This window comes from Singulisphaera photorubra (assembly GCF_045290345.1).
Taxonomy (GTDB): domain Bacteria; phylum Planctomycetota; class Planctomycetia; order Isosphaerales; family Isosphaeraceae; genus Singulisphaera.
In genome coordinates this window covers 7,192,514-7,205,159 of the sequence record NZ_CP155447.1, presented here as the reverse complement: position 1 = coordinate 7,205,159, position 12,646 = coordinate 7,192,514, and the positions used below count along the sequence as shown (strand labels likewise).

The following is a 12,646-nucleotide window of genomic DNA, read 5'->3' as shown; positions in this document are numbered from 1 at the left end:
TCAGGCGATCGACTCGGGGACGACGAACGGCTCGCGGTACTGTCGGGTCAGGAGCTTATTGCCCTCGGGGCTATCGACGAACGACTCGCTCTTGGCGTCGACGACGAGTTTGGGCCCGACCTGGTAGGTCGTCTCGCTGAGCTTCACGCCATTGTCCTTGAGATGCTCTTCCATCCGGCCGAACGCCTCGGTGGCGTCCTTGTTGTCGCTGAAAGCCTTGGAGCTGAACGGAGTCGGCTTGCCCAGGCGGTACGAGATGTTGGCGAGGTGGCAGAGGGCGGCCGAGTAGTGGCCTTCGAGAATGTCGGCGTTGAGATCCTCGACCTTGCGGCTGCGGATCGCGGCGATAAAGTTGGCGAAGTGCCCCTTCTCACCGTCAACGACCGGGCCCAGCGGCGTCTTGAGTTTGGGCAGCGGCTCGGCCTTGTCGCTCCCCTTGGGGATGAACACCGCGACTCCCTTCTTCACGGTAAGCGTCCCCGAGTCGAGGTGGGCGAAGTTACCGACCATCTCGCCGTGATACCCTTCCGTCGGCAAACCACGGACCTCAAAGATGATCTGAGAATCGCCGTAGTCGAGGACGGCGATCTGGGAGTTGGCAGTCTGCCCCTGGTCCTTGTAGCCAAGCCGGCCGCCGACCGAGATCACACTCTTGGGCAGGGTGGCGCCTGGGATCAGCCAGCGCGCCTTGTCCATCTCGTGGACCCCCTGGTTGCCGATGTCGCCGTTGCCGTAGTCCCAGAACCAGTGCCAGTTGTAGTGAACAAGGTTCCTGTTGAACGGGTGCTCAGGGGCCGGCCCGGTCCAGAGGTTGAAGTCGATATTGTCAGGCGTGGCAATGTCCGGCTTGAACCCGATGCTCGGGCGCGACTTGTAGCAGAGGGCGCGTGAGACGTTCAACTTGCCGTACTTACCCGACTTGACCGCCTCGGCCACTTGGGCCCAGGCCGGATTCGACCGGTTCTGGGTGCCGTGCTGGACGATCCGGTCGTACTTGCGCGCGGCGTCGACGGCGATCCGCCCCTCGTGGACGTTGTGGCTGGCCGGCTTCTCGACGTAGACGTCCTTGTTCGCCTCGCAGCCCCAGATGGTCATCAGGGCGTGCCAGTGATTGGGCGTGGCGATCGAAATCGCGTCGAGCTCTTTGTCATCGAGCGCGCGGCGAACGTCCGCAACCGTCTTCGGGACGCTTCCCCCCCGCTTGCTGATCGTGCCGAGGTGTTTCTTGAAGGTCGTGTTATCCGGGTCGATCAGGTAAGTGATCTCGACCCCTTTCATGCCGGCAAAGGCGTCGACGTGCGCCGATCCTCGGCCGTTCAAGCCGGCCACACCGATGCGGATGGTGTCATTGGCGCCGATGACCCGGCCAGACGACTTGGTGCCCCCGATGGCGAAGCTTGCGCCGATGCCGGCGGCCACCGAACGACCCAGAAACTGGCGACGACTCAGATGCGACATCGATCCTCTCCTGAACGTGATTGGGATGAACTCGAGCGGAGACGGCGAGACTTGGGTCTGATTATGATCGACCGGACCGACAATTCCCACGAACTTTCCGAGACTTCTCCCTCCCCAAGTCCTGAACGACAGGAAACAGAGCAGGCGGGGCGCTCGCGGTCCCAGAAAGGAATCGTTCCCAACAAGGCCGACCCTCGCGCCCCCTCCTGGGTCCGCGGGCACCCCGTCCGCAGCATCAATCACTCATGATTTCCATTGATTGGAAATGGGACTTGGCAACGGCAACCGCATCCTCCAGGAATAAACTTTCGAACCGGCCACATTCTTGCCATGCTTTTGGTTGACGACAGGGGCCATCCATCCACTTCGTTGCTTTCGAGGACCAAGACGATGAGCGAGAGCCGCCACCCCACGCGTCGGGACGTCCTGACAGCCGCCGCCGGTGCCGTGGGAGGCCAACTCGTCGGTGGCCGCCCTCCCAGTTTGCTCGCGGCCACGACCCCAGACCAAGCAAAGCGCCCCGAAACCGACTCCTCAGGCTCATTCCTGCTCGAGAGTCCGCGGATGCCCGAGCCGACGGTCGTGCTCCCCACGGATGCCCTGCCACCACCGCAAGGGCAGCCGAAACGGTTGGCCGCGATCACTACGGCCTACTTCAAATACTCGCATGCTGACGACATTATTACCAAGTTTATCGAAGGCTATGCGATCGCAGGGCGAACGCACCAGCCCCATTGCCAGGTCGTCAGCCTGGCGATCGAACAGTTCCCCCCCTCGGATATCGGCCGAGGGATGGCCGCACGCTACGGCATCCCTCTCTTCGAGACTCCCGCCGAAGCCTTGGGCCTGGGAGGCGATTCGCTCGACGTCGATGGCGTCATCCTGATCGGCGAGCACGGCGATTATCCGACCAACGCCAAGGGGCAGCATCTCTACCCGCGACGCAGGCTGTTCGAGGAGATCGTCAAGGTCTTTCGAAGGTCGGGGCGAAGCGTGCCGGTCTACAATGACAAGCACTTTTCCTACTCGTGGGAGAATGCCCGCTGGATGTACGAGCAGTCGCGTACACTTGGTTTTCCGATGATGGCCGGGTCGAGTGTGCCGGTCGCCTGGCGTCGCCCCGCTCTGGCGTTCCGGCAAGGGATCACGCTCGACAGCGGCTTGGCGTTTGGATTCGCCGGCCTCGAGGTCTATGGGTTCCACACCCTGGAATTGCTCCAGTCCTTCGTCGAGCGCCGCGGGCAAGGCGCCATCGGGGTCAAGGCGGTCCAGTGCTTGCAAGGCGAGGCGGCGTGGGACGCCGCCCGCGAAGGACGGTGGCCGGCCGACCTGGTCCACGAAGCAATCCGACACCTCCCCAAGCACAAGGCGATCGGGACCGACCCCGAGGCACTCAGCAAGGCCGACCCCAACGCGGTCGTCCTTCTGGTCGAGTACCGCGACGGCTTCCAGGCGGCGGCCTATCTCTCACGCGGGCTGGCCGACGAGTTCGCCTTCGCCGCGCGAGTCCGCGGTACGGCCGAACCGGTCGGCACCTGGTCGATCCTGAACAAGCCCCAACGCGACCATTTCAGCTTTTTATGCAATCATATCGAAGTCATGTTCCGCACGGGCCAACCGAGCTATCCGGTCGAACGTACGTACCTCGTCACCGGGATCCTGGCCGCCCTGATCGACTCTCAGGCGGCCGGTGGGACCCGCCTCGAAACGCCTCACCTGACTGACCTGTCCTACACGCCCGCCCCGGAACTGACCGACCCCTCCTGAATCACGATCACTTGCTTCCAGAGTTCGCGGCCACCGAGCAACACAAGGAGAGGACACGATGAAATCAAAGTTGATCCACGACCATGAGGGAGAGAAAACCTACGCCCTGATCTTCGAGAAGGGGGACGAGGTCATGTCCACGTTAGTGGAATTCGCCAAGACGAGGCGGCTCGGCGCCAGCCGCTTGTCGGCCATCGGAGCCTTCAGCGACGTAACCCTGGGCTACTTCAACTGGGAGACGAAGGACTACAAGAAAATGCCGTTCAACGAACAGGTTGAAGTTCTCTCACTGACCGGCGACATCGCCATGAAGGACAGCGAACCCAGCGTTCACGTGCATACCGTCGTCGGCCGCTCCGACGGCACCACCTTGGGAGGCCACCTCCTCGAAGCTCATGTGAGACCAACTCTCGAGGTCATTCTCGTGGAGTGCCCCGCGCACCTCCGTAAAGAGATGGACCCCGAGTCGGGCCTGGCACTGATCCGCCTCTGAGCTAAAATCAACAACGACCCGCCATCGAGCGAGGAATCCTCCTCGTTCCCACGGTCCCCCGTGGGAATGCCGTCCCCGACGCTCTGCGTCGTCTGGCCCTCGAAAGCCGAGGCGACATGAAGGTATACCTGGATCGGCTCGGCCAAGAAGGCTTCTCAACTCAATCAATCCGCTCGTGAAGGGAAAGAGGGGATATCCCCAACCAGACCAGACGGAAGAGGGCAAGCGACGCCCTCGTCAGGGCGGCGGCAGGACAGGCCGACGCCCCAAAATAGGTCAACCCTTGTACGCCCCCCACAACATACCGCCAGGCTGAACCCAATCACCGTGAGGCCTGTCAAGGGTTGTGGAATCCGAAAAACGAGGGAGAAACCCGATGAAATCGCCAGAACCGATCCTCGTCGCTCCCCTGTTCCGAGAACTGGACGGGCATCTCCTCAACCTGCTGCGTTCGCTCTCACCCAAGGACTGGCAACGGCCCACCGTCTGCTCGGCTTGGTCCGTGAAGGACATCACTTCGCACCTGCTCGACTCAGCGCTTCGCAGGCTCTCGATGCAGCGTGACGGCTACGTTCCACCGGATGCGCCGAAGGGATTCGCCTCCTACACGGAACTCGTCGCTTATTTGAATCGACTGAATTCCGAATGGACCTCGGCCACGTCCCGTCTGAGCCCGACGGTCTTGATCGGACTGATGGAGAAGTTCACAGCCGAGCTTGCGGAGTTCTTCGAGTCGGCCGACCCGTTTGCGCCTGCTCTCTTTTCCGTCGCCTGGGCCGGCGAATCGGAATCGCTCATGTGGTTCGACATCGCGCGCGAGTTCACTGAACGATGGCATCACCAGCGGCAGATTGCCGATGCCGTCGATCGTTCCACCCCGATCGATGAGCGGCACCTCTATTACCCGGTCCTTGACACATTTATGCGTGCCTTGCCTCAGACCTACCGCGACGTCTCGGCTCCGGAGGGGACGCTCGTCGCGGTGAAGGTCGTTGGGCAAGCCGGGGGCGATTGGTTTGTCAGACGCGAGGCGAACGCCTGGAAATTGTACTACGAAGTGGAGGATGTGGCCGATTCGGTTGTGACTCTCGACCCGTCGATCGCCTGGAAGCTCCTCACAAAGCGAACCGACCGAGCCACGGCCCGTGCCCGGTTCCCGAACCTCCGGATTGATGGCGAGATCGCCTACGGAGAGCCGGTGTTGGAAATAGTCTCTGTGATGGCTTGATGCTTCGGAGGCGCCGAGAATGAGCCGCGGCGCCTTTGTGGGGTCGAGTCCAAGCGATGTCTCGGGATCAATCCTTCAACTCGAGGTTGAAGGTATTGGACTCGTTCTTCACCTCGACTTCGAGGTCGGAGGTGGACGCAATTTGATACTTGCCAGGAAGCAAACTTTTCATTTTTTTGAGGGCACCCGCCTGTAGATGCTGGGGAATGACACTGTAGGAGACCCCTTTCTTCTTTGCCTCGGCATCGGCGCTGGCGCGCATGGCGTCGGCGTCGAGCTCTCGGTCGTCGATGGTGACCTTATATTTTCCAGGGATCGCCCCGTCGTCAGTGTTGACCGTGGTCAGGACATACTCGCCATCGACGACCTTCCCTCCCGCCGGGCGGCCCTCGGGATCATTGGGAACGAGGTTGATGGACGCCTTTTTGATCGGTGCTCCTTTGTAGGTGACCTTGCCGGAGACGGGATAGCGCGTGGCGACTCCGCTGTCATCACCACAACCAAGGCCCATGACGATCAGGCTGGCCAGCGCAACAAACAAGGCAGGGCGGACCGAAAGAATTCGATGAATCAGCATACGAAGACCCTCCGCAGAGCCGAGCGTCTCGTCTCGCTCGGGAATTTTTCAGTTCTGGTTCGGAGATGCGATCGGCGACAGAGGCCACGCGAAATCAGACATCGAGCCGGACTCGGAGGAAGCTCAGACAAGGCCCTCCCAGCGGATAGGCATTCACCTTCTCCGCTCGTGGAGTCCGGCTCGAAAGGAAAGGAAAAGGAAATGAAGGTCCGAGTCGATCAGTAGGAGTCGGAGCTGATCACCTCACCGCCGTTGCGGCTACCAAGCGCGGCGTAGGCGACTCGGTTGATGGAATTCTTGATGAAGTGGACCGAGCCATCCGCGAAGACGAAGTTCGCCCCACCGGGGTGCCGGCTCTTGAATCCGCGAGCGGCGTAGCTGAAGCGACATTTCCAGTTGGTCGAACCCCAGGCATCCACGCAGGCCGAATCGCGTTCGTTTGTCTTCCAGTTGATCGGGACCGTCACGCCGGCCGCGGCCCCGGTGAAGCTATAGAAATCATTGTTGGCGTCCTCGTCAGGCAGCCCTTCGCCGACGAAGATCGTGTTGCTCGTGCCATCGGTGACCGACGCGATGGAAGCCACCCCACCGGTCGTGTAGTCGGAGAAGCCGCGCATCGTTCCACCGGCGTTGTTGGTCCCCCAGAACCCGTTGAATCCAATCTGAGGAACGGTCCCGGCGGCCGTTTCCCAGGGGTTGGCGCCAGAGAGCGGGAGAATCGCGTAGTTGTCGCCGAAGCTCATCAAGTAGTTCGTCACGGGGACGAGTTGCCCCGACGTCGTGCCGGGCCGGAACGGGGCCGGGGTGATCGAGGTCGACCCATTGGGCCCCTTGTAAGGAACGAAGCCGACAGGGCCCTGACCGATCCCGTCGGACGGGCAGAGGAAACTGGCGATCGACGTATACCAGACCGTTGCCAGGACCGCCCCATTCTGAGTGATCGGCACACTGAAGTTGATCGAGTTGTACTGGTTCCCTGCCTCCATGTGCGACAGGATCATGGGACGCCAACTCATCCCGTTACTCAAGCTACCAAACCCATCACGCATCGCCCCCGGAGGGAACACATCATTTGAACTAATGTAATTGTGAGTTGCCAGACCGATTTGTTTGAGGTTGTTGACGCATTGAGTTCGCCGAGCCGCCTCACGAGCCGCCTGGACGGCGGGGAGCAACAGCGCGATCAGGACCGCGATGATCGCGATGACCACCAACAGTTCAATCAGGGTGAAACCTGACTTCCGCGAGCAACGAAAAACGCTCATAGGACCTGACTCCATGCATGACTCGAATAACGACCAGAGACGTGACAGCTTCAATCGATAGCATCTGAACTCGATGGGAATGGATACACCGCCGACACCAAGAAAGCATGACGGCGCAAGGGAGCCCAGCGTCGAGTCCCGCAGGCTTTCGCCCTGCCGAACGGACACCGACAAGCTTAACTAGGCAAATACGCAGAAGAACACAGCCACAGCCGTGACCGAGCGAAAGCCCGAACTAAATGAGTACTTTTGCTGACAGAAGCCGCAGATGAGAAGACGGAACTGAGACGAGAGACTCTTTATTTAGCGGCCTAGCCCTTCGGGTGTCAAGAAGTTTTCTCCCACAAATTCTTCGTCTGTCACTAAGATCAGTGAGATCGACACTACCATTTCCCTAATACCACCGAGTCCCACCAGGCTCCGCCTTCCCGTGAAGGGCCGATCCCTTCTGGAAGCACTCACGCAAGCCTGCCTGCTCCTAATGCGATGGCCGCTAGGCAAGTCTGATGCCCCCGGACTCACATATTCGTTTGCATCAAAACTCGCCAACTTCAGGGATGCAGCTCCCCCAAAAACCATTAAACGAATCCATCAATCTTGGTTACTTGATACAAGTCATGCGGCATGAAACCCAGCCTCTGGAGACAGCCAAGCCGAGGATTCATCCCTTCACCGAAGAGCCACGCTCCCGACGAGTTCTCGCCGAGGTCATTCATTTCACCGTCTGATTCACTTCACCTAACCTGCCTTCGCAACTTTCGGGCCAGCGCCCAATTTCGAATAAAAATGACAGGTTTCTTCAAACGCTAAGGCGCATCCGGGCGCTTCGGATGCCTGAGAACCAGGCAAAGACAATTGTCGATTACAGTTGGCGACCGTGTCGTTAGCGAATCTCAGTCGTCCTCGGCATGAGAACCGTCATAGGCCGGACAAGGTGAGACTCGGCGATCGTTGGCCGAACCTCGTTACGTCGACATTCTTAAAAGTCGGGAAACGCCCTTCCTTCGCTTTGGGAAATCAGAAGGACGATCGGGCCCGTGGAGACTGAAGTGAGTCGAATGAGCGGCCTGCTTCTCACGAGCGCACGGCTCGAGGAGCGACCGAGTCACCTGACCGCAGGGGCCGCTCAACGGTGGCAGTCCACGGCGTGGAGCGTCTCCCCCCTCTTGAGGAGGTTGGGGAGCGAAGGCGGCCCCCGATGGATCAGCCGGAAGACCAGGGACCGAAAACGGCCTCCTGCCACCCGGATCACTCGATCGGTGATCCGCACAGCCGAAAACTGCTCTCACTTGTTCGAGGTATGAAGAATATAGGACACGTCCGTATGCGTGCTTGTCAGGATGATGGGCGCGATGACTCTGCTGGGCCTCACCCGAGAATGATCGAATTCGGAGCTACGCCGAACCCGTTACTCCCGACTTCAACGCGCTCGGCCGTGGCATCCTCGTTGGCCCCACGATTCCCGTGGGGTGGGCAACGGCCCACCAGGAAATAAACAACGCCCCGATACAGAGCGAGCAAGCCTCCCGCTACTCGTTCCCACGGTCCCCCGTGGAAATGAAGTCTGGGATGCTCTGCGTCCTCGGCTTTCGAGGGCCAGATGACGCGGAGCGTCGGGGACGGCATTCCCACGGGGGACCGTGGGAACGAGGGTGATTCCTCGCTCTACGGCGGGTCGTTGTTTACTTACTGGTGGGCCGTGCCCGCCCTACGGGAGGGGTTCGCTTCTCACCGCGAATCGATCGTGAGTTGCCTATAACATCACAAGAGATTCGGCGAAGCCGGACACCTTGCTCCAGGCTGTGCTTGAAAGAGTCTCGCCCAACCGCGGATCGTTGAGAAAAAAATGGGAGTGAGAGCCAGGGTAAGAGCAAGCCGTTCTTTGCCGGTTGGGCTTTGGCTTTGGCCTGACGTCATTCTTCAAAGTTGTCCGGCGGAAGCCGCAACAACAAGGAGCGAGTCAGATCCACTTCGCCGGCACGCACTGAGGGCGAGTCCAGCATTGTTGCCGGGACGAAGCGTCATCGTTGGCCGGATCTGCGGCGAGGTCGAGATCACGCCAAGATTAAGAGAGGGGGCGGGTACCAAAAAAAAGGAGCGAACCACGGAAGCCAGGAAAGTGCCGGATCGAACGTCATCCCGGAAAAAACCCAACGGCTTCTCTGGCAACGTTTCCCGATCCGGAGACTTTCGTGTGATCCGTGGCTCTTGAGTGCTTTTTCGTTCTCAAGGTGGAATCCCTTGCGGGGATTCCACCTTGAGGATTTTCACTTACCCAGGATGCCGAGCATGCCTCGGGTGAAGTAGTCGTTCAGGGTGTACGTGATCAGGATCGACAGCCAGAGGAATGAGGCGCCGGCGAAGACCCAGACCAGACGCTCGCTGTAGTACACGTGCATGAAGATCAGGGCGATCATCAGCGCCTTGGCCACGGCGATGGCCATCGTGACCAGAAAGTTCAACGATCCCAGATCGATGAAGGCAAATCCGACCGTGGCCACGAGCAAGACCATCAGCGCGGCGTAGACCGCGCAGTAGGTCGATACTGGCAGGACGTGCGGGGTGGTATGTGAACTCATTTGTGGAGGTCGATTAAATAGAGGAGCGGGAAGAGAAAGACCCACACCAGGTCGACGAAGTGCCAGTAGAGCCCGGTCAGCTCTAACGGCGTGAAGTAGTCGGCGGTGTAACTACCGCGCCTGGCCTGCACGGCCAGAATTCCCATGATGACGATCCCGATGATCATGTGGAACGCGTGCAGGCCGGTCATGAAAAAGTAGAAGACGAAGTAGAGTTGCGCGTGCTGAGCCAAGGTGGCCGGGGCATCAGCCGGCAGCTTCAAGGCCGCCGGGTTGAAGTGGGCACCTGGGAACAGATGCTTCTCGAACTCTTCGTAGTACTCGTAGGACTTGATCCCGAGAAAGCTGGTCGCCAGGATCATCGTCGCGATCAGATAGCGAACTTGCCCCTCACGATCCCCCGTCTGCCCGGCGCGCACGGCCAAGGCCATGGTCAGGCTGCTGGTCAGGAGAACGAAGGTGTTGAAAGTCCCCAGCCAGATATCGAGCTGCCGGCTGGCCAGCGCGAATCCGTGAGACGCGTCGGTGAACCGGTAGACGCAGAACCCCAGGAACAGGCCCCCGAAGAACATCACTTCGGTGGCCAGGAAGGTCCACATCCCCAGGGTCGAGCTCTCGAGCTGCTGACCCATATCCTCGAAATGCGAGGCCAGGCGGCTGTTGGGTTGTCGGGCTTCAGCTAAGCTCACGGTCATGCTCCCTGAGCGGATAGTCATAGGGCCGCTCCGGCGCAACCGGGGGCTCGTCGAAGTTGTGGACTGAGGGGGGCGAAGGAATCTGCCATTCCAGGCCCGCGGCACCCCAAGGGTTGGGCCCGGCTTCCTTGCCGATCCAGAGCGAGAGGACCAGGTAGACCAAGGGAAGCATGTAGCCAACCGCCAGGATCGAGGCCCCCGCGGTGGACATGACGTTGAGCACCTGGTACTCGGGCGGATACTCGTAGTAGCGCCTTGGCATCCCCAGGTAGCCGAGCACGAACTGCGGGAAGAAGGTCAGGTTGAACCCGAGGAACACGGTGAGCGCGGCCAGCTTGCCCCAGATCTCCGGATACATCCGGCCGGTGATCTTGGGCCACCAGAAGTGAACGCCGCCGAGGTAGCCCATCACCGCGCCTCCCACCATGATGTAGTGGAAGTGGGCCACGACGAAGTAGGTATCGTGGACGTGGACGTCAACCGCCAGCGAGGCGAGCATCAGGCCGGTCAGGCCGCCGATCGTGAACAGGCCGATGAAGCCGAGGGCGTAGAGCATCGGCGTGCTGCCCGAGACGGTCCCTTTGTACAGGGTCGCGGTCCAGTTGAAGACCTTGACCGCGGACGGGATCGCCACCAGGTAGCTGAGGATCGAGAAGATCATCCCGCCGTACATCGACTGGCCACTCACGAACATATGGTGGCCCCACACCAAGAAGCCGAGGAGCGCGATTCCCATCATCGCGACGGCCATCGTGTGGTAGCCGAAGACCGGGCGTTTCGTGAAGCAGGGGACGATCTCGTTGATCACGCCGAACGACGGCAAGAGCATGATGTAGACGGCCGGGTGCGAGTAGAACCAGAAGAGGTGCTGGAAGAGGATCGGGTCCCCTCCGAGCTTCGGGTCGAAGATCCCGAAGCCAAAGAACCGCTCCAGGCCCACCAGGGCGATCGTCACGGCGAGCACCGGGGTCCCCAGGATCATGATCACGCTGGTCGCGTAGTGCGCCCAGACGAACAAGGGGAGCTTGCTCCAGGTCATCCCGGGCGCCCGCATCTTGTGGATCGTGACGATGAAGTTGAGGCCGGTGAAGATCGACGAGAACCCGACGATGAACACCCCCACCGCGGCCGACATCACCTGGGTGTTCGAGAACATACTGCTGTACGGGGTGTAGAAGGTCCACCCCGTGTCGACACCTCCGGTCACCAACGACCAGATCGTGAAGAGACCGCCGAGCATGTAGACGTACCAGCTCGCCAGGTTCATCCGCGGGAACGCCAGGTCGCGCGCTCCGATCATGATCGGGATCAGGAAGTTCCCGAGCACGGCTGGGATCGACGGGACCAGGAAGAAAAAGACCATGATCACGCCGTGGGCGGTGAACAGCTTGTTGTAGTCTTCGGCATGAACGATGTCCCCCTGAGGGGTCATCAGTTCGAGCCGCACAAGCGTGGCCGCCGCGCCGCCGAGGAAGAAGAATAGCGTGATCGAGAGCATGTACAGCAAGCCGATCCGCTTATGATCGGTCGTCAGCAGCCACGACCGCACGCTCTGCCCGGCCGTCAGATAATTCGGCTGGGGCTCGGCCCCTTGGGCGCTCATTTCTCCACCCTCTCGTTCTTGCGACCAAGCGACTTGATGTAAGCAATGATCTTGAGCAACTCGTCCTCCTTGATCCGCCCTTGGTAAGTCGGCATCACCGGCTTGTAACCGGCAACGACCTGCGACGCGGGCAGAAGGATCGAGTCACGGAGATAGCGTTCGTCGGCGGTCACGATCGTTCCCCCATCCAGGGGAACCGAATGGCCATAGACCCCGTCGAGCAAGGGTGCCCGGACGGTCGAGTTCACACCATGACAACCATTGCATCCGTACGATTTGAACAATTGCTCGCCCGAGGTGGCCATCGGCGTCGTCGAAGGACCGGATTCCAGCCAGCGCTGATAGTCCGCCGGCTCCATGACGACAACCCAGCCGATCATCCCCGAGTGCTTTGTTCCGCAATACTCCGCGCAGTAGAGGTGGAACTTCCCGACCTTATTGGGCTGGAACCACATCGACGTAAAGCGGCCGGGCACGGCATCCTGCTTCACGCGGAACGCCGGCACGTAGAAACTATGAATCACATCCTGCGAACTCAGCAGCAGCTTGACGGGCTGCCCCAGCGGAATGTGCAGTTCGTTGATCTCGCGTTTGCCCCCGGGATGCTCGATCTGCCACATCCATTGCCGCCCCATGGCGTAGACCTCGGTGGCGTTGGCAGGGTACTGGAACATCTGGTAGTAGACCACCGTCCCCACGACGAAGATCACCATGGCAATCGCCAGCGGCACCCCGATCCAGATCACCTCGAGGAGGTGATTCGACGACACCGGGTTCGACCGGTCCGCCCGCGATCCTTTACGGTACTTGGTCGCGTAGAACAGGATCAAGAAGCAGATCAGGGCCGTAAAGGCGAGACAGATCGCCAGCTCGAAGAAAAAGACCGCATCCACCCGCCAGGCAATGGCGGTGGCCCGATCCGGGAATAGAGGGAAGTCCCACATGACTCGACAGAATCCTCGATGGCTCAGGCCGGCCAAA

General features: G+C 60.4%; 10 protein-coding genes. 3 read left to right on the top strand and 7 right to left on the bottom strand.

What is annotated here, in order from left to right; all coding sequences use genetic code 11:
• Complete coding sequence (locus V5E97_RS27200; RefSeq protein WP_406694708.1) at positions 1-1,458, bottom strand: Gfo/Idh/MocA family protein; 1,458 nt, start codon at positions 1,456-1,458, stop codon at positions 1-3.
• A 390-nt stretch (positions 1,459-1,848) separates the two neighbouring features.
• Between V5E97_RS27200 and V5E97_RS27195 the strand changes: the two genes are divergently transcribed.
• From V5E97_RS27195 to V5E97_RS27185, 3 genes are all read left to right on the top strand, one after another.
• Entirely contained in the window at positions 1,849-3,225 is a 1,377-nt protein-coding gene (locus V5E97_RS27195) for a hypothetical protein (protein WP_406694707.1), read from the top strand.
• 58 nt (positions 3,226-3,283) lie between these two features.
• Positions 3,284-3,718, top strand: a complete 435-nt coding sequence (locus V5E97_RS27190) for a PPC domain-containing DNA-binding protein (RefSeq protein ID WP_406694706.1) — start codon at positions 3,284-3,286, stop codon at positions 3,716-3,718.
• A 376-nt stretch (positions 3,719-4,094) separates the two neighbouring features.
• Positions 4,095-4,946 carry a maleylpyruvate isomerase N-terminal domain-containing protein gene (locus V5E97_RS27185; protein ID WP_406694705.1) on the top strand — a complete coding sequence of 284 codons (852 nt, stop codon included), beginning with the start codon at positions 4,095-4,097 and terminating at the stop codon, positions 4,944-4,946.
• Between the two features lie 67 nt (positions 4,947-5,013).
• Here the strand turns inward: V5E97_RS27185 and V5E97_RS27180 are convergent, their stop codons facing one another.
• The 6 genes from V5E97_RS27180 to coxB form a co-directional block, all read right to left on the bottom strand.
• The gene (locus V5E97_RS27180) at positions 5,014-5,523 is read right to left on the bottom strand and encodes a hypothetical protein (RefSeq protein WP_406694704.1); all 510 of its coding nucleotides are present in this window, start codon (positions 5,521-5,523) and stop codon (positions 5,014-5,016) included.
• A 218-nt stretch (positions 5,524-5,741) separates the two neighbouring features.
• Positions 5,742-6,788 carry a DUF1559 family PulG-like putative transporter gene (locus V5E97_RS27175; protein WP_406694703.1) on the bottom strand — a complete coding sequence of 349 codons (1,047 nt, stop codon included), beginning with the start codon at positions 6,786-6,788 and terminating at the stop codon, positions 5,742-5,744.
• Between the two features lie 2,267 nt (positions 6,789-9,055).
• Complete coding sequence (locus V5E97_RS27170) at positions 9,056-9,367, bottom strand: cytochrome C oxidase subunit IV family protein (protein WP_406694702.1); 312 nt, start codon at positions 9,365-9,367, stop codon at positions 9,056-9,058.
• Positions 9,364-10,062 (bottom strand): cytochrome c oxidase subunit 3, encoded by a 699-nt coding sequence (locus V5E97_RS27165; RefSeq protein WP_406701224.1) that lies wholly within the window; start codon positions 10,060-10,062, stop codon positions 9,364-9,366. The genes V5E97_RS27170 and V5E97_RS27165 overlap by 4 nt, the downstream gene beginning before the upstream one ends.
• Complete coding sequence (gene ctaD, locus V5E97_RS27160) at positions 10,043-11,665, bottom strand: cytochrome c oxidase subunit I (RefSeq protein WP_406694701.1); 1,623 nt, start codon at positions 11,663-11,665, stop codon at positions 10,043-10,045. The genes V5E97_RS27165 and ctaD overlap by 20 nt, the downstream gene beginning before the upstream one ends.
• Positions 11,662-12,609, bottom strand: coding sequence for a cytochrome c oxidase subunit II (gene coxB / locus V5E97_RS27155; RefSeq protein WP_406694700.1), 948 nt, complete (start codon positions 12,607-12,609; stop codon positions 11,662-11,664). The genes ctaD and coxB overlap by 4 nt, the downstream gene beginning before the upstream one ends.
• Between the last annotated feature and the right edge of the window lie 37 nt (positions 12,610-12,646).

Coding starts and splice junctions, on each gene's coding strand:
- V5E97_RS27190 (WP_406694706.1), top strand. CDS start 3,284: ATGAAATCAAAGTTGATCCACGACCATGAGGGAGAGAAAACCTACGCC.
- V5E97_RS27175 (WP_406694703.1), bottom strand. CDS start 6,788: ATGAGCGTTTTTCGTTGCTCGCGGAAGTCAGGTTTCACCCTGATTGAA.
- V5E97_RS27170 (WP_406694702.1), bottom strand. CDS start 9,367: ATGAGTTCACATACCACCCCGCACGTCCTGCCAGTATCGACCTACTGC.
- ctaD (WP_406694701.1), bottom strand. CDS start 11,665: ATGAGCGCCCAAGGGGCCGAGCCCCAGCCGAATTATCTGACGGCCGGG.
- V5E97_RS27185 (WP_406694705.1), top strand. CDS start 4,095: ATGAAATCGCCAGAACCGATCCTCGTCGCTCCCCTGTTCCGAGAACTG.
- coxB (WP_406694700.1), bottom strand. CDS start 12,609: ATGTGGGACTTCCCTCTATTCCCGGATCGGGCCACCGCCATTGCCTGG.
- V5E97_RS27180 (WP_406694704.1), bottom strand. CDS start 5,523: ATGCTGATTCATCGAATTCTTTCGGTCCGCCCTGCCTTGTTTGTTGCG.
- V5E97_RS27195 (WP_406694707.1), top strand. CDS start 1,849: ATGAGCGAGAGCCGCCACCCCACGCGTCGGGACGTCCTGACAGCCGCC.
- V5E97_RS27200 (WP_406694708.1), bottom strand. CDS start 1,458: ATGTCGCATCTGAGTCGTCGCCAGTTTCTGGGTCGTTCGGTGGCCGCC.
- V5E97_RS27165 (WP_406701224.1), bottom strand. CDS start 10,062: ATGACCGTGAGCTTAGCTGAAGCCCGACAACCCAACAGCCGCCTGGCC.